Origin of the sequence: Streptomyces sp. NBC_00223, from assembly GCF_036199905.1 — a bacterium.
GTDB lineage: Bacteria > Actinomycetota > Actinomycetes > Streptomycetales > Streptomycetaceae > Actinacidiphila.
In genome coordinates, this window is the sequence record NZ_CP108109.1 from 3444971 (window position 1) to 3467722 (window position 22752).

Genomic DNA, 22752 nt, shown 5'->3' on the forward strand with positions numbered 1-22752 from the left:
GGAACAGTGAATGTGTGTCTCATAGCTTCCGGTCAAATGTGGTCACTATCGCACGCGGGGGGAGGCTCTCGATCCGCACGCCTCCCTGCGGGCAAAGCCGCCGTGAACCATCCGCCGGGAGGCGGCCATCCAGCGCACGCGGGTCGCACGCACCGTGCCCACTCGTCCGGATGACGGCCGACGCCGATCCTTGTCGTGTCGGTGGGAGGACCCGTCTGGCGCCTCTGCCGGCGCAGACGTTCCCTGGGAGGGTGGTTGGCGGAGTCGATGAGATCGGGGCTGGTGGGTGGCGGGCGGGACCAGCGCTCCGGGCCAGCCCGCAGCATCCGCCACCATTTGTTACGCCCGTCGTCCTCCTCGAAGTGTTCTCATCTCCATGGACGTCTCAGGCACCCTGATCGCCCTTTCTCGCATCGCCGACAGGCCCGGAGACTCCCCTGAAGCTTCCCCGTTGACCTGGACACCTGGAGACTGGGACGTGGTCCCAGAGGAAGTAGAGCCAGGTGAGCAACAAGCAGGGCAAGCGGTACTCGGAGGAGTTCAAGCGTGATGCCGTCGCGCTGGCCCGATCCTCCAGCAAAACGGTCACCGAGGTGGCCCGAGGCCTGGGAGTGAGCCCCGAGGGGCTGCGGAGCTGGGTCAAGCAGGACAAGATCGACCGCGGCGAGGGCGGCCCGGGCGAACTGACCAGCGCCGAGCACGAGGAATTGCGTCGCCTTCGCCGGCAGAACCTCGAACAGCAGAAGACCATCGAGGTCCTGAAAAAAGCCACGGCCTTCTTCGCGCGGGAGAGCGACCGGTGAGCGAGGTCTACCGGTTCATCGCGGCGGAGAAGGCCACCTACCCGGTCACCCTGCTCTGCCGCGTACTCGGTGTTCCTCGCTCCTCCTTCTACGCCTGGAGCGACGGCGAGGACACCCGGCGCGCGCGCCGTCGGGCCGACGAAGCACTCGTGCACGAGATCACGGTGGTCCACCTGGCCTCCAGGGGCGCCTACGGCGTCCCGCGCGTTCATGCCGAGCTGCGGCGGCTGGGCCATGGCGTGAACCGCAAGCGTGTCGAGCGGCTGATGCGCGAACGAGGCATCGCCGGAGTCACCCGCCGTCACCGCCGGTCGCTGACCCGGCCGGACAAGCAGGCGCGGCCCGCACCGGACCTGATCGGCCGTGACTTCACCGCGGACCGGCCCGGCACCCGCCTGGTCGGCGACATCACCTACCTGCCGACCGAGGAGGGCTGGCTCTACCTCGCCTGCTGGCTGGACCTGGCCACCCGCGAGATCGTCGGCTGGTCGATGGCCGACCACCACCGCGCCGACCTGGTCGTCGACGCCCTGCACAAGGCCCACGGACGCGGTCGCCTGGAACCGGACTGCATCGCGCACAGCGACCGCGGAAGCGAATACACCTCGGCTCAATTCCGCAGCGAGGTAACCAGGTTGGGCATGAGGGCGAGCACCGGACGCACCGGCTCGTGTTACGACAACGCCGCAGCCGAGAGCTTCTGGGCGGTTCTCAAAGCCGAGATCGGCACCCGGACCTGGCCCGACAGGGCAACCGCCCGCACCGAGGTCTTCTCCTTCATCGAGACCTTCTACAACCGGCGCCGACTACGCAAACACCCCAACTGGGGCTACCTGACCCCGCACGAGACCCGACAGCGGCACACCATCGCCGCATAAGAACGAGTGTCCGAGATCACGGGGAAACTTCACAACGGCTGGTTCCCCTTGATCACGGCGATGTAGTGGGCTTTCTTGTCCTCGACGAGGAAGCGGGCGTGCGCGGTCTGGGAGTGCAGGGCGTCGAAGGTGACCACGGTGTCGGTCAGGTCGAGCTCTGCGAGCAGGGGCCGGAAGACGGTGATTTCGTTGGTCTTGCCGTCCACCTCGCGCTGGGCGGTGACCAGGCCGGTGCCGGTCATCGCGGCAAGGAGGTGGACTTGGCTGCCGTCCGCGCGGCGGGCGCCCCGCACCGTCTTTCCGTCCACGGCCAGGGAACGCCGGGACTGCTTGAACAGGTCCTGGTCCCTCGGTGTGCGGCCGGGGTCCCGAGCGGCGAGCCAGGTGCCGATCGCGTTGTCGAGTGCGTTGCCGTCGATGCGTTGCAGGATTCGGCGCACGGTGGCCTCGGCCGGAGCGGTCGGGCCGCTGGGTTCCCGGTTCGGGCCGCCGAGGGCGGCAAGCACGGTGGCCGGGGCGTCTGCGGCCCACTCCGCGATCGCGGTCAGGGATCTCGAGCCGGCCAGCACCGCGCAGGCGGTCAGCGCGAGGACGAAGGCGAGGGGATGGCGGCGGCCCTTGGCCCGGCGCGGATCGGGTACCACGGCGAGACAGTCCAGCAGTTCCGGATGTTCCTCGGGCGCGGGAGGCCGGGCGGTAGTGAGCTGGCCCAGACTGGCAGGGATGGGCGATGATGAGCGGCCAGGCACGGTCTTCCGTTGCGGTGATCAGGGACTCGACACCTCATGATCACCCGGAGGCCGTGCCTGCCTCCGTTCCGGCCCGGTCTACGGATATGGCGGCCAGCCGAGCCACATGAATCGCCATCAAGCCGGTCAGACCGTCTGAACGACGCCGCCCTGCATCCCGGGGGCCACACATGGGAACTTACCGAATCTCCGCTGAGAGGCACTGTGTTCGACCCATCCGCTTCTCGCAAATTCGGTCCCTCGTAGCTCATCAGGCAGAGCCCGCACGGTGCCGGCGTCCGGCAGCAGTCGCACAGCACCGAAGAGACCCCGGTTCGAGTCCGGGCGAGGGAACGCAGCGCTACAAGGCGCCGGCAACGAACAGAACGAAGTGCATCAGGAGAAGGGGAAAGTAGATGGGTAAGGCGAAGCCGACTATCGCGGCGGCGAAGGCCGCGGTCAAGCGGGACTTGAGGAAGAGCGTCAACCCGCCGACGGGGGCACGGTCGCAGGAGTCCATCGGGGAGAAGTACATCCGCAACCACACCCCCGAGCGCCTGTACGGGCCGAAGGACAAGGACGAGTAGTGCCTGCCAAGAGGGACGTACCACCCGCCCCTGCCCCGGCTCCCTACCCGGTTCCCCCGGGCGGGCCGGCCCCGGCTCCCCGCTGAGAGGCACCAATGCCTGCGTTACCCAGGTACAGGCCCCACGCCCAACTGACGCCCGAGCAGATCTTGGCCCTCGGGAAGGCGATGCAGTCCCGGTACTACGGCGGGGACTCGATCCGGGACCTCGCACACGAAACGGGGCGGTCTTACGCCGCGACCCACAAGGCACTGCGCGCGGCGGGAACGAAGTTCCGAGGCCGGGGTGGGGACAGACGGTCCGAGGACATCAGGGAGAAGAAGCACATGGACATCGACTGGACGGAGCCGCCGCGCCGGCGGATCGTCGCCCAGGCCGTCATCCGCAACACCCGCGGAGGCGTCCTCCTGGTCAACACCAACTCCCGCGACTACTGGCACCTGCCGGGCGGCGGAGTCCACGCCAACGAGGACCCGTATGCCGCCTGCCGACGTGAAATCCGTGAGGAAACCGGCCTCGACCTCCCGCTCGCCGGGCTGCTCCTCGTGGATTACGTGCCGGCGGCCGACACCGCCGCCGAGGGGATCAGCCTCGTCTACGACGGAGGGATCATCCCCGGCGACACGAAGATCGTCCTGCCGAAGACGGACAGGCCCGGAGACGGGCCCGAAGTCGTCAGTACGACATGGGCCGACCCCCACGACCTGAGCCGCTACACCACCCAGGCACATCGCGCCCAGGCCGCACTTCGCGTCCTCACGCACGCGGACGCCGCCCGTTACCTCGTGAGGGGAAGGCCCGTCCTCCCCTCCACGGCCTCGCCCGCGGCCAGGGCTTGTGCAAGTTCCCGGGATCGTCCAACCCGTCTGAGGTTGGGGCGGGTTGGGGTGGATGAGGGAGCGGACACGGGGTCCGTGATCATTCAGGTGTCGAAGCCGAGTGATCAAAGAGGTTCCCGTGTCCGCTGTCTCATCTTCCTCGATCCCTGCTGTGTTGGCCAAGTTGGGTCCTCTTGAGCCAAACGATGTGCCTGACCTGCGCGTCTGCCTGGAAGCGGTTCCTGATCCGCGTTCCCGGCGGGGCCGCTGGTACTCGCTGGCCTCGATCTTGCTGGTCTGCGCGGCAGCCGCGGTCTCCGGAGCCCGGACCATCGACGAACTCGCCGAGTGGGGCGCCCGCGCTGACGCCCGACTGCTCGCCACCCTCGGTGTCCGCCGTCACCTGCTGCGCCGGCGGCACGCGCCGTCCAGGTCGGCGATCGGGCGGCTCCTCGAACGCCTCGACGCCGACGCACTCGACGCGGCTGTGGGCGCCTGGCTGGTCCACCGCCACGCCGCTGCGACCGCAGATGCCCCGGGTGGACGGCGGGTGATCGCCGTGGACGGCAAGGCACTGCGCGGCTCCGCCCGCCTGGACCAGCCCCGCCGGCACCTGCTGTCCGCCGTCACCCACGGCCGCCCGGTCACCCTCGCCCAGGCCGAGGTCGGGTCCAAGACCAACGAGGTGCGGCACTTCCGGCCCCTGCTCGCACCGCTCGACCTGGACGGGGAGGTGGTCACCTTCGACGCGCTGCACACCGTGAAGGCCAACGTCACCTGGCTGGTCGAGGTCAAGAAGGCGCACTACGTCGCGGTCGTCAAGCCCAACCAGCCCATCGTCTGGACGCAGTTGGACGGTCTGGACTGGAACGCGGTGGCGGTCCAGCACACCAACTCGAACACAGGGCACGGCCGCCGCGAGTCCCGCTCGATCAAGACCCTCGCCATCGCCGACAACCTCGGCGGCATCGCCTTCCCCCACGCCAAGCTCGCCATCCGCGTCCACCGCCGCCGCAAGGCGGCCGGCGCGAAGGAGACCCGCGAGACCGTCTACGCGGTCACCAGCCTCGACGCCCACCAGGCAAAACCGGCCGAACTCGCCTCCTACCTGCGCGGACCCTGGATCGTGGAGGCTCAGCACCACATCCGCGACCGCACCTTCGCCGAAGACGCCTCCACCGTCCACGCCGGCAACGCACCCCGCACCATGGCCGCCTTCCGCAACCTCGCCATCGGAGCCCTCAAAACCCTCGGAGCGACCAACATCGCCAAAACCACCCGCGCCATCCGCGACCAACCACAACGAGCCCTCCCCATCCTGGGCATCACCCCCAAGCCCGACCTCACCGGAACTTGATCAAGCCCTGGCCCGCGGCTGCCTGAACTCCCGCCTCCGCGAATGTGCGCTGCGGGCACGCCCGCAGAGATCTCGCGGAGGCGGGCACCACCTGATTCCCGGCCGGTTGCAGGCCCATGGGCCTGGACGGCTCGTCCGATTCCACGACTTCCTGACACACCTCACACCAACCCAAAGAGGAGTTCCTGTATGTCCGTCACGCTCGAACGTCCCGTCGAAACCGGCCTGCTGCGTTTCCTCGCGCTCGACCTCACCCGCACCTGCCAGGCGCAGTGCACCCACTGCTACAACCAGTCCAGCCCCTCCGGAACGCACGGCGAGATGACCCGGGAGGACTGGCTGTCCCTCCTGGACCAGGCCGCCGCCGCCGGGGTCACGCAGGTCCAGTTCATTGGCGGCGAGCCCACTCTCCACCCCGACATCGCGGATCTGATCAACAAGGCCGTCGAGCACGCGATGGCGGTCGAGGTCTTCTCGAACCTGATCCACGTCCGGGCGACCCTGTGGCCGGTGCTGCGGCAGCGCGGCGTGACCCTGGCCACCTCGTACTACTCGGACCAGGCCGCCGAGCACGAGGCGGTCACCGCGCACCGCGGCTCGTACGCCAAGACCAAGGCGAACATCACGAAGGCGCTCGCCTACGGCATCCCGCTGCGCGCCGCGATCGTGGATGTCCGCGAGGGGCAGCGGATCGACCAGGCCATCACGGAACTGCGGGAGATGGGGGTGCAGCGCATCCGTACCGACCGACTCCGCAAGATCGGCCGGGGCGACAATACCGGGCAGGACACCCACGAGATCACCGAGTTGTGCGGGCACTGCGCCAAGGGACGTGCCGCGGTGCTCCCTGACGGCTCGGTGGCGGGGTGCGTGATGTCCGGCGGCATGATGACCACCGGCAGCGTACGCACCACCCCCCTCGCCGAGATCGTCACCAGCCCGGAATGGGACGCGCTCGCCGCCTCCATCCCGCAGCCGCGCGGCGGCACGCACGGCGGATGCACCCCGGACGAGGACTCCTGCCAGCCCTCCCCGGGCGCGACCGAACTCGCCTCCACCGGGCACACCACCGCGTGCGGGCCCGACTCGTGCCAGCCCGTCGACGAGGTGCGGTGCCAGCCCGGCTGGTGCCCGCCCTTCGGCGACAAGTGCGGCCCCTTCGGCAACGAAGTCACGAGCGGGAGGGAACTGGTCGGCGTGCCCTTCACGACGGCCTGCAACCCGGACAAGGACGGGAACGATTGCGCCCCGGCCGAGACCGAGGCGTGCGGCCCGTCCTACTGAGAGGCTGGCCCAATGAACTGGCAACCTCGCGCCGCAGCGTTGGCGGGCGCCGTCGTGCACCCGTCCTCGCGCTGGGCCCGGCCGATCGCGGAGACTCCGCGGCATGTGTTCGTGCCCCGGTGGTGGCGGCATTTGCCGGCGTCCGGCTGGACGCTCCGGGACGGCGCCGCCGACCCGGCCCGGTGGGCGGCCGCCGCCTACAGCGACCGCACCTTGGTGACGCGCGTCGGGCCGCTCCACGCCGACCAGGCCACCGAGCAGGACCACCCCGAGGGCCTGCCCACCTCGTCCAGCACCCTGCCGACGCTCGTGGTCGGGATGTACCGGCACGCCATGATCACGGACGAGTCCGAAGTCCTGTGCGTGACCGGAACCGGCTACGGAACCGCCCTGCTCGCCGCCCGGCTCGGCGACGAGCAGGTGACCTCCGTGGACTTGGACCCGCACCTGGTGGACGCGGCCCGCGAACGGCTGGACGTGATCGGCCGCCGCCCCACGCTCGCGGTGTGCGACATCACCGGGCCCCTGCCCGGCGAGTACGACCGGATCGTGTCGACGGTTTCCGTCCCCGGAATTCCCGCCTCCTGGCTCACCGCCCTGAGACCTCGCGGTCGCCTGGTGACGACGCTCGCCAAAACCGGCCTGGTCATCGCCGCCGACGCGACACCGGACGGTGGGGCCCGGGGCAGTGTCACCGAAACCCGGGCGGGCTTCATGGCCACGCGGGCAGGCGACGACTACCCGCCGAGCCCCGACCCGGGCCATGCCTGGGCTGATGACGGTGATGAGATCGGGCCCGGCCGGTATCCGGTGATCTCCATCGCCGACACCTGGGAACTGATGTCCATGGTCGCACTGGCCATTCCCGGTGTCCGGCACCAGTACACCGAGGACGACGACGGTGTACGAACTGCCGTGATGACGCACGGAGATGGTTCATGGTCGAGAGCGACCGGGCGTCGCGGTGAGACACCCACGGTCCACCAGGCCGGCCCCCGTCGTCTCTGGGACATTCTCGACGGTATTCGTCTGGACTGGCTGTCGAACGGCTCTCTGCCGGTCTACGGAGCCGGCGTCACCATCGACCCTGACGGAACGCTGCACCTTTCTCGCGGCAGCTGGTCGGCAACGCTCGCGCCGTCGGAGGGGCGCTCCGCGACGAACGCGCCGTGACCGTGCTCCAGTTCCCGTACGCCGCGAAGGACAGGTGTCATGTGTCAGCGGAGGACGTCGTCGTTGACGAAAGCCTCAGCCAGGTATGGAGCCGACTGCCCGACTGAATGAATCAATCAATACGCTGACAGCAGTGGCCCGGCCGTCTCCCTACCCCCTTCGGTGACGACCGGGCCGCCGCGTAGAGCCTCGCGCCGACAGCGCATTACCCGCCTCTGCCCCATGACCAACGCGTGACCAACAGCAGCCGAGAACACTCGAAAACCGCAGGTGACGGGTGCAGACACAGAACGTCGCCCATGCCGCTCCGCTGATGCTTTTGCAGGTCAGCGCATAGAGAGCTGGTGTCCGAGAGAAGAGTCAAGTCCCCCCTCGGGCACAGTGAGAAACCCCGGCGATGCCGGGGTTTTCTGCTTCCCGGCTTCGCGGTGCGGCGATCTCGATAGGAGCAGGGGAAGCCGTCGGGGCGGTGCTTGAGTTGGAAGATCCGCAGTCCGGTATCCGTGGTGACCCCGCATCGATCCCCTCGTCATCGCCACGCCCGTTCACCGCAATCGCGTCGCCATCGAACATGCGGTACAGGAGCTCTTCGACACACCGGTTGAAGTCCGGTTGTCCGGTGCGCTTCCGTTGGATCTGCTGCCGCACACTCCCAGGTTGTGTCCTACTCCTCACGTACCCGTCTGACAGCGTGACGTTGTACGGATGTCAATGGCCTTTGAGTGCTCCCCGCTGGCGGCCAGATAATCAACGCGCTGGCGGCCGATAAGCCCTCCCCAACTGCGGCCAGATATCTCCCCGCTATTGGTGGGTGGGTCAGCGCAAGGGGATCACCCCCTGTCCAGAGGTGGCTTGGTTGAGGCGGAAGGAATCACCCTGGGTGACGACGACGTGGGCGTGATGCAGGAGCCGGTCGACGGTCGCGGTAGCGAGGGTCTTGGTCATGATCTCGTCGAAACCGGACGGGTGGAGATTGCTGCTGACCGCCAGTGCCCGTCGTTCGTAGGCGGCGTCGACCAGGCGGTAGAAACCCTCGGCGGCGTCCGGGCTGACGGGTAGCAGACCGATGTCGTCGACGATGATCAGGTCGGTGCGGATGAGCCGGGCCATTGCCCTGGCCAGGGAATCGTCCGCGCGGTGACGGCGGACCAGGGCCCCGAGGTCTTCGATGGTGAACCACGCAAGCGTCATGCCGGCCTCGATCGCGGCCTGGCCGAGGGCCTCGGTGAAGTGCGACTTTCCGGTCCCCGAGGGCCCACAGATGCAGAGGTTCTCCTTGCGGGTCACCCACTCGAGCATCTTCAGCGAGTCCTGAGTCGGCCGCGGGATCGAGGACGCCGTCTCGTCCCAGTCTCCGAAGGTCTTGCCCGCCGGGAACCCGGCCCGCTTCCGCCGGGTCCGCAGGTTGGCGGCGTCACGGCCTGCGGCTTCTTCGGCCAGCAGGACGCGGACGACCTCGGCGGGGTCCCAGCGTTGGGCCTTGGCGGTGGGGATCAGATCGGTCAACGCCCGCCGCATGTGGGGAAGTTTCAGCCGCTTGGTGAGTTCGATGGCCTCGGCCAGCGGATTGCCATGGGTGCCGGTGACGCGGATCGGGGTGGCCATCAGTTCTCGTCCTTCTCATCGGCGAGGCCGAATTTGGACCAGGCGGAAGTGCCCGGCTGCAGGCTGTGCTCTTCGGAGGCCCGGGTCGGTTCGACGTTTTCCAGACCGGCTTGGTAGGTCAGGATGCGGATCAGGTCGTTCTCCGCGAACCGCCCGGCGATCGCCGCGGAGCCGAGCGCCCGGTCGACGTCGGCGGCCGAGTGGAGTTTGGCCAGCGCGACGGCTTCTGCCATCTTCGGCTTGACTCGTCGGGCGCCCGCGGCGCCGGCCTCAATCAGCCAGGATGCCGCCCCTGGCCCGAGCGTGAGGAAGGCTGCCTCCTCCGCGGAGTTCGCCCACGGCCTGCGGTCGTTCTCCTTGTTCTCGCGCGGCGGGTAGTGCTCGTCGGCGATCACCGGGTTGCCCGGGGTGGACCGCGGATGGCGGGCGACCTCGGCCGGGCCCGCCTCCGCGACCGAGGTGACGATGAGTTCGTCGCCGTGGAACCGGGCCCAGACCCGGGTGTCGATCAGCTCGTGCGGGACCGAGTAGCGCACGCCCTCGACGGAGATGGTGGCGTCCCAGCAGACCCGGCGGGTGGTGCCGAAAGCGACGGTGAACGGCTCCTTCGGCAGCCGGTGCAGGCGGGCCCGTTCCTCGAGGAGCATCTCGGCGGGCTTGCGGCGCGTCTCGCGGTGGACGCGGTCGTTGACATCGTCGCAGAACTGCCAGCAGGCCGCCTCGAGCTGCCCGAAGGTCGCGTACTGATCGAGGAGATTGGCGTCGGTGGGCACCAGGTCGGCCTTCGCGATCCGGACGGTGGCCTCGGAGCCGCCCTTCGACTCGGGGTCGGCCGGCAGACAGGTACGGATCGTCATCCCGTAGTGCCGTCCGACCTCGACGATGTCGGGGTTGCGGACTGCGATGTTCGCGATGTGGGTGGCGGTGACGGTCTTCTTGTTGTCGGTCAGCGCGTAGGTCGGGACCCCGCCGATCCGGCGCAGCGTCGCGTCCAGGCAGGCCACAATCGTGGGCAGCGTCTTGTCGAACACCGGGATCACGACCCGGAACCGCGACCAGGACAGCCACACGCACCACAGGGAAGTACGGCGTCCGCCGATCCTGGGGCCCTCGCCCCAGTCGCACTGCATCCACAATCCCGGCTCGGCGATCCACGGCCGGTAGACCCGGCGCTGGCCGGCCCGAAGGGCGGCTTTGACGTCGGAGACCGCTCGGCGGGTGGTGCGTTCGCCGCCGGTGAAGCCCATCGCGGTGATCCGCCGGTGCACGATGTCGGCACGTATCTTGCCGCGGGAGTTCGTCACCAGTTCCTCGATCTTCGCGAGGTACTCGTCGATCGGCCGGGCCCGGTGCTGCCTCACGACGGGTCGCTCGCCGGCCTCACGCATCTGCACATACCGGGCCACCGTGTGGTGGTCACACCCGGCCAGCTCGGCCGCAGCGCGGTAACTCCCCGTGAGGTCGTATGCCTCAAGGATTTCCATGATCTCCCTGCTGTTCTTCACACCGGCCAGCCTCGCCGACCGGTATATCCGTCCAGGTCCGGGGAGGTATCTGGCCATACGTGGGGAAGATCGTGGCCATCAGCGGGCCGATAAATGGCCGCCTACGGGGAGTATCCACTGGCCGCTGTCACAGGTCCACGCAACCGACCTGCCCGATCTCCACACCTTCGCCAGAGGCCTGGAGCGGGACCGCGACGCCCTGAACGCCGCGCTCACCGTTGCGTACAGTAACGACCCCACCCGGGGTCAACAGAAAGACCAAGGGGATCGCGCGCCAGACGCACGGACGAGCAGGCTTCGCCCTCCTCCGCCGCCGCATCCCCTCGGATAACGACACGCACCGTCACTATCGAAAGCCAGACAGGGCGTCAAATTGACATACTCACACTAGAAATCTCATAACATAACAAATGTCTCATTAGATGTTAAATTTTCCTGCATGATCCCAGATCGGCCATCTGGGCCCCTGGACGGCGACGGCATGATCTACGCTAAGTGGCGATCTATCCCCCGATCGTCACTACCCTTGTCTGACGACACCCTCAGCAACACGTGACAGGAGAGGAGGTGGTGTCGAGCGTGGAAGGGATAGCACCCGGCGGGTCGGTGGAGGTACTCAAACCCCTACACCTGCAACTCGACCACCACTTTCGGATGCTCCATGACCAACGCCGGGCCTTGCATCCGCCGGCTCCCGTCTTCGCGTTGGAGCACGATCTCGTTGGTGAGCAACTCGAACTGCTCCTGGCCGCAGTGCGTGGGGCTGTCGCCGATGGACTCGACGTTCGGTACCGCGCCTGGTGGTTGCCCTTCGTGGTGTTTGCCGCTGAGATCGGCTACGACTACGTCGGGGGCGAGTTCTGGCCCCTCTGGGGACAGAGGGCGCCGGGGTGGGAGGGCGGACCCCAGTGGAACGTACCCCTCAACCGGAAACGCATCAGACAGTGGTTCAGGCGGTTCGCGGACGACTACGGAGGGGCGGAGCCGAGAGGCGGCTTCGCCACGAACTTCACCATCATTGCTTGGCCGATCACACATGCCGTGATGCCGGCGGACCTTCAGCGGCAGATGGCCCAGCTTCTGTTCGAGTCACGCGGAGTGCTTAACTCGGAATTATTGGCTGATCCTGACGTGCTGGGTGCGTGTCTAGCCTCGCGCACGGGCGGATACAGTGAGCGCTTCCGTATCCTCTGCGCCAATCAAAGCCTCTTGGGCCAGGTCGCAGTTGCGCTGCTCTCGGGCGACGAGGAAGACTCCCCATACCTGGTGCGGTCGACACTAGTCCGCTTAGTCGCCGGCCTGAGCAATGAACAGGCCTCCCGCAGTTGGCTGTCACGCGCTAGGCAGTCCGCCAATGTGATCCGCTCAAGCGGCTTCCTCCCGACGGGAGCGGGTGCCGCGTCTGCACAGCCAAGGCGCCGCGTCCCAGCTTTTATCAGCCCAAGGCTGTTCCTGCGCAGCCAGCATGGTGGGTGGCAGCCGTATCTGGAGCTGCCCGATCTCACGCCACTGCAGACAAGCGACTCACAAGTCGACCAGGAAATTCGTAGCTTGCGTGCAAGGGTCGAAGGTCATCCTCGTCCGCTCGCCCGCGGTCGACTGCTGTGGCCCGACAAAGTGCCGCTTTCAACCTGGCCTCGACCCGGCACCCCAGCCATCGAACTGGAGCGCGGATCGGAGGCTGTCAACAAGCTGATCGCCGAGCACTGCTCCGTCGATCCCGGGCCGTGGTGGGTGTTCGGGAAGCGATCAGTTGGGGACGCCATAGAGGTAAAGGGTAAGTTTGTCCGACCCGGCAACGAGTACTGCCTGGTTGGGCGAGTCGGCAGCAGTCCGCCGTCGTTGCCCTGGATCGTGCAGACGATAACCCCGGTCGAAGGCGTGCACGTCTTCGAGGTCACGGTGCCGCAGATCATCAGCGCGGCGGAAGTCGAGCAACTTGCAGCCGTCGGCCTGACAGTGGCGTCCGACGTCTCCATTCGGCCGGTCGGGCTGGTGCCAAAATCCTGGGACGGGGACGGCGTCATCGAGTGGCTTGCGGGGGAGCCGGCGATGCTGGCCGTAAGGTCTGCTCACGCTGCGGACAAGTGCGCGGTGACCGTAGACCACGGCCTTCCTATTTTGCTGGAGTTCCCAGAGGGCCAACCAGAGCTGTTCTTTGCTCTGGAGAACCTCGTGGTGGGTACGCACGATGTCAACGTCGCGCTGCTCACCCCGGAGTCGGATCGAGCCCTCTTCAGCGGCTCGCTGGCGATCACGATCCGTGACCAGCACACCAGTCGCGAAGCCGCGACGGAAGGTACTGCGATCCGACTGTTCACCACACCGGCGCGCCCAAAGATGCCTGAACTCTGGGATGGCAGGGCCAGTCTCTCGATCGACGGTCCGCTGGAGACAAAGGCCGAACTATCGATCGCCCTATGTGACGGAAAGGGAAGAGAGCTGGCAAAGGAGTCCCTTGGCATCTCAGTGCCCTTCAGCGATGGCGCGTGGGAGAAACTGAGAGATCGGGTGCTGCGCAAGAAGAAGTTGTTCAGCGCGTACGAAGAGGCCGAGTCCTGTGAAATATCGGTATTCCAGAACGGAGTCGGATTCGCATCTCTGGTCTGCGAACGCGGCTTCCACCCACTCCGCTGGGTGCTCGCCAAGCGGCGCAGGGGGCAACACGAAGCGCGGCTGATAGACCGGACAGGCAACGACGACACGCAGGTGCACCTGTTCTCAGTGGAGGCCCCGCTGGTCGGCAAGGAGCATGACCCCCACGAGCCAATCACGGTGCCAGCGACAGGCGGACTCCTGCAGGCGACGTCCGGCACGATGACAGCAGCGATCATCCTGCCGCCCGAGCCAAACGAACTGCGCCAAAGCCACCCGGCCGTGCCGCGATCCTCGGATGGCTCGCTCCTTGAGGTCCAGCGGCTCATCGAAGGCCACCGGCGGTGGCTCGATGCCGATGTGCCGGCCGACCCGTTCGCCCATCACCAGCAGCAGCGAGTTCTCGAGGCGGTTACTACGGCGTTTGTGTCGCTCATCGCCGGACATCGGTGGGCAAACCTGGAGCGCAAGCGCAGCGCGGCTAGCGCGTCCCGGAAACTCGAACTGCTCGATGAGATGGGGAAGCTCGTAGGAGAGGCTTCCAAACAACGCACCGCTGCCCAGCAGATCGGTCGCAATCTTTGGCAGTGGGCGGATTCACCGGCTGCGTTGAGCGAGGGATTTGCTGATGCTATTGAACTCATCGTGACGTCCAGCGGCATGGGCGATCCTCGTGCTGCAGCAGATTTTTTGCTCGCGCTGGCCAGCAGGCCAGGCTCGGTAGCGAACTGGGCAGAGCCCGAAAAGGAACGGCTCCTGAGTTGCGCGCTGATTTCCCCTGCACTCATCCGGGCGGCGAGGTTCGCGGTGCTGGGGACTGATTCCCTCCGGGATGCATCCGAGCAGCCGAATTCCGGGGCCGCCCGATGAACATCAATGCGCTGAGCGGCCGGGAGGCCGCAAGACGCACCGTCTACGCGCTTGGCCTGGACGAGACGGTGATCGACCTGAGCGCGCCTGAAACGATCTGCTCGTCACTGCGCCGTGCAGCTGCGTTGCTCTGCCCGGCGACACCACGTGAACTCATCGACGCGGTGTTGGAGGTACTCGGCCCGCTCGACGCCCCGTCCTCGATCACTCGTGGCCAGCTAGCCACACAGTTGGATCTCTTGGTGGCAATCGGCGACCTAGTCGAACTCCCGAACCGGAAGGATCGCGGAAGTAGGAGGCTCTATCTTGCTCCGCCCTCGTATGTGACGAAGGCACCCGGGCGATACCTCTTGCTGGGTGTACGCCCCGACGGTATCCCGCTCTTGGACGAGTCCGTCGGCGCGGATGTGCGCCACGAGGGCCACGTGCGATCCGTCGAGCTAGATGCCACGACGGGACCGACTCGGCTGCATGCCGCCGGACTGCAGGGAATCAGCACTCACGACTGGCTCAGACGACCGAGCGTGGGTAGCGCCACCGCCATCGTCGCCGGCATGCATCAGCGCCTCGACGGGGCAACACAGTCAGGTCCCGTCAGCGACCTGACGCTCCTCGATCCAGAGTCGTCGATTCTCCATTACCGGAGCCGCTGGCGGCTACCCTCCGACAGCGACTGCGGAGACTACATTGCCCGTCGACCTCAGGCGTACGGCGCTCACTTGTGGTGCTGTGTTCGCCTGGAGAGCGGCGTGCCCTGGTCGCTCATCGATCTGCCGACTGACGATCCTGCTGCGTCAGCGTGCGACGAGGCGTGGCGGCTTCAGGCAGCGATCGACGCAGCACGGGGAAGGCCGCAGCTCGTACGTATCCGGTCCGCCGGTGGGACCACGGAGAGCCGAACTCTGGACCTATTCGGCCCTGTGCCCGGGTGGGCGCAACGTTACCTGGAACTCGTGGGCGTCCCCGCCCCGAGGGCCAGGGACGCCCTGATCACGTATCGCATGCCGCTCTGGACGATCGGCGAACTAACGAAGTTCTTCACTGACATGCTGTGGATGCACGTCAACGATGAGGGAGGAGCGGCGTGACCGCGGAAACGCCCACGATCGCAGAGACGGTCGCCAGCATTCAGGCGGCCCTTCGGGACTACATCGAGGCCACGTACCACGTGGGACACCCCACCGTGATCGAGCAGCGTCGCGAGTTGCTGAAGCGGGAGGGCGTACTCTTCCGCGCGCCGTTCATCGAAAGTACTCCCCGCTACCAGCCTGGCCAAGGCTTTGGTGATCTTGAAATCGATGCAGCGTCAAGAGGGCTTTTGGTCAGCCTGAGTACACACGTCGGTGATCGCCAGCCACTCCTGTACGACCCCCCCTACACGCACCAAGCGGAGGCCTTGGAGTGGGCGGTTCGCGACGGCTTCAGCCTCGCGGTCACGACCGGCACGGGTTCTGGGAAGACAGAGACGTTCCTCGAGCCGATGCTGGCGAAGCTCGCGATGGAGGCTGCGCACAAGCCTGAGTCGTTCGCGGCACCTTCAGTAAGAGCCCTGATCCTCTACCCGATGAATGCGCTGGTGAACGACCAACTGGGACGTCTCCGCCTGCTGCTCGGCGATCCGCGCGTCACTGCACAGTTCACGGCATGGGCTGGACGGCCAGCGCGCTTCGCCCGCTACACAAGCCGCACGCTCTATCCCGGTGTACGACAGCTCAAGAAGGACCAGGAGCGGCTACGCTCGATTGAGGATTTCTACATCGAATTGATCGACCGGGCGTCCAACCCGTCGGCGCAAGGACATAGCGAGGCGTCCGCCCTCGTTGAGAAGCTGCAGTCGCGTGGAAAGTGGCCGGCCAAACCGGACCTGAAGGCCTGGTATGGCGAACACGGCTCCCGCTGGAAAAACAGAGAGGGCGAGTTCATTCGTGCCGTCCTCCGACCTGAGGACCCCGAACTTCTCACGCGACATGAAGTATTGGACACGCCGCCAGACGTGCTAATCACGAACTACTCGATGCTTGAGTACATGCTCATGCGTCCGCTGGAGCGGCCGGTCTTCGACGCAACCCGAACATGGTTGGAGAACAACCCGGACGAGAGGTTCCTCCTTGTCGTCGACGAGGCCCACCTCTACCGCGGAGCGGGTGGCGCTGAGGTGGCGCTCCTCCTGCGTCGCCTCCGCGCAAGGCTCGGTATCACGCCCGATCGGCTGCAGGTGATCTGTACGAGCGCAAGCTTTGCCAGCCCGGAGTACGCGCGCCAGTTTGCCGCGCAGTTGAGTGGCAAGTCCGCAACTGAGTTCAAGACCGTGGAAGGGCAGCTCGCACTGCGGGAACCCGCCACCTCTGGAGACGTCGAGGACGCACGCGTCCTTGCCGCCGTACCCACTCACGCGTTCTACGACGCGGAATCAGACGCGGGCCGTGTCAACGCGGTCCGTGGATTGCTGGAGTACCGGGGGGTCACTGAGGCGCCGGGGGCCACCGCCAGCCAACTGCTCTACGAAGCCCTCAGCGACTTCGCCCCGATGAATTTGCTTGTGAACGAGACAATGCAACGGGCACATCCGGTCGATGAACTGGGCGCCCACATCTTTCCGATGGCTGAGAAGGAGGTTGCCGACAGGGCGGCCTCTACGCTGGTAGCGCTCGGAAGCGCCGCCCGCCGGTCAACGGATGACGCCGGACTGCTGCCATGTCGCGTGCACGCGTTCTTCCGGGGGCTCGCAGGGCTATGGGCCTGCCTCGATCCCGGCTGCTCGGAGGTCGACCGGGAGGCGCACCCGGAACCTGGGCCGGTGGGCAGGCTCTACGCCCAGCCCCAGGCCACCTGTGGATGCGGAGCCCGAGTTTTCGAGTTGTACACCTGTAGGCACTGTGGCTCCGCTTACGCGCGAGCATATACGGACGATGTACTCAACCCATCTCACCTCTGGCACGAGCCGGGTGGGGCATTCCAGTCCTCAGTTGGCTCTATTCCCGAACTCCAGGCACTCGATCTACTGCTAGAGGTTCCGTCGGGTGACCAAACCAAGGTAGAGCCTGCGGACCTCGACCTCATCACCGGGCGGCTCAATCCACTCGGGGAACTCGGCGACCGCACGCGCAGCGTCTTCATTCCTCGGCTCCGAGGGGGAGAGTCCATTGGAAGTGACGACGATGGTGAAGAGGGCGAGGCAAATGGGGAGTTCAAGCCTTGCGGTGTGTGCGGGCGCCTCGCTGGCGGTCGGTCCTCGGTGCAGGACCACCAGACGAAGGGTGACCAGCCCTTCCGGGCATTGGTGACTCGTCAGGTCGAAGTCCAGCCTCCGGGCGCGCAGCCGTACAGCGACTTCGCTCCGTTGCGCGGTCGCAAGGTGCTCGCCTTCTCTGACTCTCGGCAGGTCGCCGCGCGGCTTGCGCCCAACCTGCAAAATTATTCGCTGCGTGACGTCATGCGGCCCTTGATCCTGCGCGGGTGGCGGGAACTCGCTAATCACCCAGTTCTGGGGCCGATTCTCGACCTGGACAAGCTGTATGTGGCCGTCATGGTCGGAGCGCATGTGCTGTCAGTACGACTGAGGCCGGAACTGCGCACTACAGAGTCACTCCACGTGATGGGCACGGTCGCACGGGCTATCGACAAGGGTGCGCTGACAGGCAACCTCAATGAGATGGGTGCGCTCCTCACGACCGCTCCTGCGCCACAGTCGCTGTTGCGGGCAATGTATGCAACGCTCACGGACAAGTACTACGGGCTGTCATCGCTCAGCTTGGCTTCAATCCGTGAGCGGGCGAACCTTACCGACGAACTGCTCGCGAAGCTGCCGGACATCGGTGGTGTCGCAGAGGGCGACGAGGCCAAGCTCGCGCTTATCCGGTTGTGGCTGGCTGCGTGGAGTACCCCTGGCATCTGGTTCTCGTCGATGACCGACGGGGACTGGTGGAGGCAGAAGGGAGGCGTCCAACCACACGCGGGAAGATTCGAGTCCGTCGATCGATTGCTCGGATCGAAAGCCGCGAGGCAGAAGTTCAGGGATGGGTGGCTGCAGACGCTGCTCACAACGTTCTGCGAATCGGTAGCTAGTGGTGCGCACCGGATTTCTGCCTCGAATTTGGCCTTGGAACTCGGTGGGCAGTGGGGCTACTGCGAACGGTGTCGCTTCACGCAGAGGCCACTTCCCGGTAGCCGCAAGTGCACCAGTTGCGGCGCTGATCGAGTCCGCATCCTCAACCCGGATACTGATCCGGTCTTCCAGGCCCGCAAGGGCTACTATCGGGCCAGCGCGGTCCGGGCTCTCAACGACCCACCTGAGCTGCCTATGAGCATTATCGCCGCCGAGCACACAGCTCAGCTCAACTCCGCGCAGTCTGACGCCGTATTCTCCAAGGCAGAAGAGCACGAGTTGCTCTTCCAAGACGTTGATCTTGGCCTGTCCCGGCAGGGAGAGCAGCCGCGCGCCGCCATCGATGTGCTGTCATGCACGACCACCATGGAAGTCGGCATCGACATCGGCAGCCTGACTGGTGTAGCCCTGCGGAACATGCCACCCTCCCGCGCCAACTACCAGCAACGAGCGGGCCGGGCCGGCCGCCGCGGCAACGCGGTCGCCACCGTACTTGCTTTCGGTAGCGCTGACACCCACGACGACCACTACTTCCGCCAGCCAGACCTGATGATCCGCGGCAAGGTCGACGATCCGGTGCTGACGATGGACAACGAAGAAATCGTCCAGCGTCATGTCATTGCGTACCTGCTGCAGCGCTACCACCAGGATCGGCTTCCAGCCATCCAGCCCGAGGATCAGCCCCAACTCTTCGAGGTTCTTGGGAAGGTCACCGCATTCACAGGGACAACATCCCCGCTGAACCGAGCAGACCTGGAAGAGTGGCTGAAGAGCAAGGAGAACACGCTACGCGAAGAGGTCGCAGCGTGGCTTCCGCATGAGCTGAACCCGGATGCCCGTACAGCAGTCCTTCAAGACATCGTGACGAGGTCACTCTTCGAGATCGACAGGGCCCTTGAACTTGACCTCGACGGGTCGCCCGGGGAGACCGAGGCGGGGGAGGCCTCACGGGCAGGCACCGAAGTGGAGGCGGAACCCCCGGCCGAGGACGACGCGGAGGAGCCGAGCGCCCGACGAAGCCAGAAGAACCTGCTTGACCGTCTTCTGTACAAGGGAGTCCTGCCGCGCTACGCGTTTCCGACCGATGTGGTCGCCTTCCACGTCTTCGATGTCAACAGCTCTACCCGGTTCAACACCGAGTTCCAATATGCGGCCAGCCAGGGGCTCACGGTGGCGCTTAGCCAGTACGCACCGGGCAAGGTGGTGTGGATCGATAACAAGGAGTGGACCTCTGGAGCCATCTACTCACCGGTCCAGAAAGAGCGTTTTCAAGCATGGCAGGAACGCCTGCTTTACTTCGAATGCCAGGTGTGCCACTACGCCAAACACTTCCCTCTCGATGAGGCGGAACGCGGAGAGGAACGAGACTGTCTGGCCTGCGGTGCCGAGGGTAAGTTCGGCAAGGCAAAGACCTGGATGCGACCGCCCGGGTTTGCGCACCCAGCCGAACAGGATCCGGGAACCAGTCCCGACGACGCCCCCGCGCGCAGCTACGCGACGCGCGCCAAGCTCATGGCACCAGGGCCGACGGAGGAGACCGCCTGGAAGAGGGTCACTGACCGCCTGGCTCAGACATACCGCCGAGAGACTCTGCTCGTCACCAACACCGGTCCCCGCAACGAGGGATACACCTACTGCACCCGTTGCGGGCTCATCGAACCGACCGCTATGGCCACGGGAAAACTGCTCGCTACCCACAAGAAGCCTTACCCCGACGAGAAGGCACCAGAATGTCCCGGCACCGGTTCGACCCGAGGCATGGTGCTGGGCACCGACTTCATTTCGGACGTGCTCCTGGTTCGCTTCAAGGTGGACTCGCCGATCACGCTAGGGCCAGCGAATCTCTCGACGCACATCGCGCTGCGTTCAGTCGCTGAGGCGCTCACGATCGCGGCGACCCGAAGGCTCGGCATTGAGGCATCGGAACTGCAGGCGGAGTACCGACCAGCGCTGACTCCCCTAGGTAAGGAAGGGCTGGAGGCCGAGATCTACGTCTACGACACGCTTGCTGGCGGAGCCGGCTTCACCCGAAGAGTCAACGACTACGGCGTGGAGATCCTCGAACAGACACTGGAACTCCTTGAGGACTGCCCGGAGAACTGCGACCAGTCCTGCTACAGGTGTCTGCGCAGCTTCCGCAATCGCTTCGAGCACAGCCTCCTCGACCGCCATGTTGGCGCCAGCCTTCTGCGGTACCTTGTCCACGGAACTAAACCGACCCTGAACGAGGAACGGCTCGAACGATCGGCCGACGCTCTCTACTTTGACCTCAGCAGTCGAATTAGTGACGTGCTCTTCAAGCGTGGCTGCAAGATCGAAATCGAGGGTGTCGGAGCAGTTACAGCGCCCATTCTCGCCCGGCGTGGCGACCAGCAGTGGATCTTCGGCGTGCATGATCCGCTAAGCCCTGGCGTGCCACCCACCGATGAATTGCGTCGCGCGAAAAAGTCGGGCAACGTGCCGGTGCATCTGATCGACGACATGGTGATCTCTCGCAACCTTCCGTTCGCCAGCGGGCAGATACTTCAGGCCGTGACCTAAGCGAGAGTGGACAACGGACCGCCGCCCACCTAATCCGAGGGCGGCGGGCCCGCTGTTACTGCAGCACGGTCCGAGCGGAAACGGTCGCTGATCAGAGTGGCGGTGTTGACGCCGTCAGGAGAAGCCAGGAGGGGGTATATGCCAGCAGATGACATCGATGAGCTGATGAGTGAAGAGGACCTCGCGGAAGGCCAGGTTCCCATCACCGCACTACAGGAACACTTCAGCGTGTCGTTCACGCGAATGATCGCATACGCGGCCGGATGTTCCATCAAGCCTCACGAGACTGACTTCGAAGGCGTCGACATTACGATCGCCTCATCGGCGGAGTATCGCGGCTTCTATGGCCCTCAATTCGAGCTTCAGTTGAAGTGCACCTACCAAGAAAGCCTACTTAAAGACGATGGCATGACTTGGCGAATGAAGGCCAGACCATTTCGGAAACTGACGCGCAGCAAGCGGTACATTCCGGCATACCTCGGTGTTCTCCTCATACCCCGCGAACCGGAGCCATGGCTCAACGTAGAAGAGTGGGGGCTGTTCACGCGTAGCCGCATGTTCTGGGAATCTGCCGAAAATCTCAAGTACGACGGACCGATCAAGGACTACCACACGGTCCACCTGCCGCGTCGGAATCTTTTTACGGGTGATCAGCTCCGGGGCATCATGAAGTTCATTGGTGATGCAGAGGAGGGGCAGAGGTGAGCGGGACGGCATTTGACACCTACCGCGAGATCGCATCCGCGCTGACTCCGGCGGCAGTATCTCAGTTTCTCGCCTCCCAAGATTGGGAACTGGAACAGCGTCAGCCGAAAGTTCGCGAAGTCTGGCGCCATCGTTCGGATGGTCCGCTTCTGGCAGCGCCACGGGTCATGATTCCCTTGGCGACGGATTATGCCGACTTCGCACCGCGGTTTATTGATGTACTGGAGTCGCTGGGGCACATTCACGACTGGGATGCGGGTCAACTTCTCGAGCATGTCCTGGCCACGCGCGCCGACTTGTTCTTCGTTCGCCTCGACCAGCGCATGACTGACGGCACGATCCCTTTCAGGCAGGCCGAAAGAACATTGCAGGGGATCCACAAGATGATGAAGGCCTCTGCCACGACAACCGCGGACCCCAATCACTCGCACAAGGGGCGCAGGCCCCTTGCGGTGGGAGAATTCCTGGAGGGGGCCGTAAGGCTCGGCCACACTAAGCGGGGCAGCTTTGTGTTCACCGTGGTGACGCGCTTGGGAGATGCCAACTCCCAGTCGGCGAATGACCCCGATGGGCCGTCTACCACCTTCCCTCGGCGAGTGATGGAGACCCTGGCCAGGGGGCTGGAGACTACGAGACTGTTGGCCCAATCTGGGGGGCACCAATCCCTCGTGGCACCGAACGGTTCAGGGCTCAGTGTGGGCCTGCTTGAGTCGCTTGAGGACTTGTCGGCACCAGAAGATCTCCATTCACTGGATTTGTCCTTTGAGTGGGCGGCCGCAGAACAAAGGCCGGACGTCGGGCTGGCGACGATTGTGTTCGGACAGGACTTGTTTGTCGAATTTCCCCATATTCGGGAGCGACTCATCCGGAGGTATGAGCCTGTCCGCCGAGAAACACTGGTCGGACTCGTAAAGTCCCTGGCGCGAGACGACTTCACGCCCAGAGGCGACGAGGCGGCGATTGTCACCGTCGCGGCAGAGGTGAATGGTAGGGTATTGCGGGCTCAAGTTCCTCTGGCAGGGGAAGACCATGGCTGGGCCATCATGGCGTACAGACGCCAGCTCCCCTTCACCGTTTCCGGGGACTTGTCCTATGAGCGCCGTGCTTGGCGCCTGACCGGCGAGATCGTGGTCGATTCAAGTTTCCTGCGTCACATCTCAGGGTCTTCAGCTCCGGACCCCGGAGATGGCTAGGGATG

The 22752-nt window shown here is 65.6% G+C and carries 15 protein-coding genes and 1 pseudogene; 13 read left to right on the forward strand and 3 right to left on the reverse strand.

The annotated features are described in order from the left end of the window. The first annotated feature begins 503 nt into the window (after positions 1-503). Entirely contained in the window at positions 504-803 is a 300-nt protein-coding gene (locus OHA30_RS14380) for a transposase (RefSeq protein ID WP_328914235.1), read from the forward strand. After that, positions 800-1681 (forward strand): IS3 family transposase, encoded by an 882-nt coding sequence (locus tag OHA30_RS14385; protein WP_328914236.1) that lies wholly within the window; start codon positions 800-802, stop codon positions 1679-1681. The genes OHA30_RS14380 and OHA30_RS14385 overlap by 4 nt, the downstream gene beginning before the upstream one ends. A gap of 29 nt (positions 1682-1710) precedes the next feature. Here the strand turns inward: OHA30_RS14385 and OHA30_RS14390 are convergent, their stop codons facing one another. Continuing rightward, a complete protein-coding gene (locus OHA30_RS14390; protein ID WP_328914237.1) occupies positions 1711-2325 on the reverse strand; it encodes an ISAs1 family transposase in 615 nt (204 codons plus the stop codon). 500 nt (positions 2326-2825) lie between these two features. Here OHA30_RS14390 and OHA30_RS14395 point away from each other — a divergent pair, with 500 nt between their 5' ends. The 5 genes from OHA30_RS14395 (at position 2826) to OHA30_RS14415 (ending at position 7628) form a co-directional block, all read left to right on the forward strand. Continuing rightward, positions 2826-2996, forward strand: coding sequence for a hypothetical protein (locus tag OHA30_RS14395; protein WP_328913277.1), 171 nt, complete (start codon positions 2826-2828; stop codon positions 2994-2996). Between the two features lie 95 nt (positions 2997-3091). Further along, entirely contained in the window at positions 3092-4012 is a 921-nt protein-coding gene (locus OHA30_RS14400; protein ID WP_328914238.1) for an NUDIX domain-containing protein, read from the forward strand. 10 nt (positions 4013-4022) lie between these two features. After that, complete coding sequence (locus OHA30_RS14405; protein ID WP_328914239.1) at positions 4023-5171, forward strand: ISAs1 family transposase; 1149 nt, start codon at positions 4023-4025, stop codon at positions 5169-5171. Positions 5172-5360: 189 nt separating this feature from the next. Then, positions 5361-6455, forward strand: coding sequence for a radical SAM/SPASM domain-containing protein (locus OHA30_RS14410; protein ID WP_328914240.1), 1095 nt, complete (start codon positions 5361-5363; stop codon positions 6453-6455). Between the two features lie 12 nt (positions 6456-6467). Beyond that, positions 6468-7628 (forward strand): protein-L-isoaspartate O-methyltransferase family protein, encoded by a 1161-nt coding sequence (locus OHA30_RS14415; RefSeq protein WP_328914241.1) that lies wholly within the window; start codon positions 6468-6470, stop codon positions 7626-7628. Positions 7629-8444: 816 nt separating this feature from the next. On the opposite strand, the gene istB is transcribed toward OHA30_RS14415, so the two are convergent. Continuing rightward, a complete protein-coding gene (gene istB / locus OHA30_RS14420; RefSeq protein ID WP_328914242.1) occupies positions 8445-9233 on the reverse strand; it encodes an IS21-like element helper ATPase IstB in 789 nt (262 codons plus the stop codon). Beyond that, on the reverse strand, positions 9233-10738 hold the full coding sequence (istA, locus tag OHA30_RS14425; protein WP_328914243.1) for an IS21 family transposase: 1506 nt from the start codon (positions 10736-10738) through the stop codon (positions 9233-9235). The genes istB and istA overlap by 1 nt, the downstream gene beginning before the upstream one ends. A gap of 124 nt (positions 10739-10862) precedes the next feature. Between istA and OHA30_RS14430 the strand changes: the two are divergent. The 6 genes and pseudogenes from OHA30_RS14430 to OHA30_RS14455 form a co-directional block, all read left to right on the forward strand. After that, positions 10863-11115: pseudogene (locus OHA30_RS14430) on the forward strand (hypothetical protein); the annotation flags it as partial. Between the two features lie 193 nt (positions 11116-11308). Continuing rightward, a complete protein-coding gene (locus tag OHA30_RS14435; protein ID WP_328914244.1) occupies positions 11309-14203 on the forward strand; it encodes a hypothetical protein in 2895 nt (964 codons plus the stop codon). Next, positions 14200-15291 carry a hypothetical protein gene (locus tag OHA30_RS14440; protein WP_328914245.1) on the forward strand — a complete coding sequence of 364 codons (1092 nt, stop codon included), beginning with the start codon at positions 14200-14202 and terminating at the stop codon, positions 15289-15291. Before OHA30_RS14435 ends, OHA30_RS14440 begins: the two co-directional genes overlap by 4 nt. Then, entirely contained in the window at positions 15288-20849 is a 5562-nt protein-coding gene (locus tag OHA30_RS14445) for a DEAD/DEAH box helicase (protein ID WP_328914246.1), read from the forward strand. The genes OHA30_RS14440 and OHA30_RS14445 overlap by 4 nt, the downstream gene beginning before the upstream one ends. Positions 20850-20987: 138 nt before the next feature. Next, the gene (locus OHA30_RS14450) at positions 20988-21554 is read left to right on the forward strand and encodes a DUF4365 domain-containing protein (protein WP_328914247.1); all 567 of its coding nucleotides are present in this window, start codon (positions 20988-20990) and stop codon (positions 21552-21554) included. Next, complete coding sequence (locus OHA30_RS14455; protein WP_328914248.1) at positions 21551-22747, forward strand: hypothetical protein; 1197 nt, start codon at positions 21551-21553, stop codon at positions 22745-22747. The genes OHA30_RS14450 and OHA30_RS14455 overlap by 4 nt, the downstream gene beginning before the upstream one ends. The last annotated feature ends 5 nt before the right edge of the window (positions 22748-22752 follow it).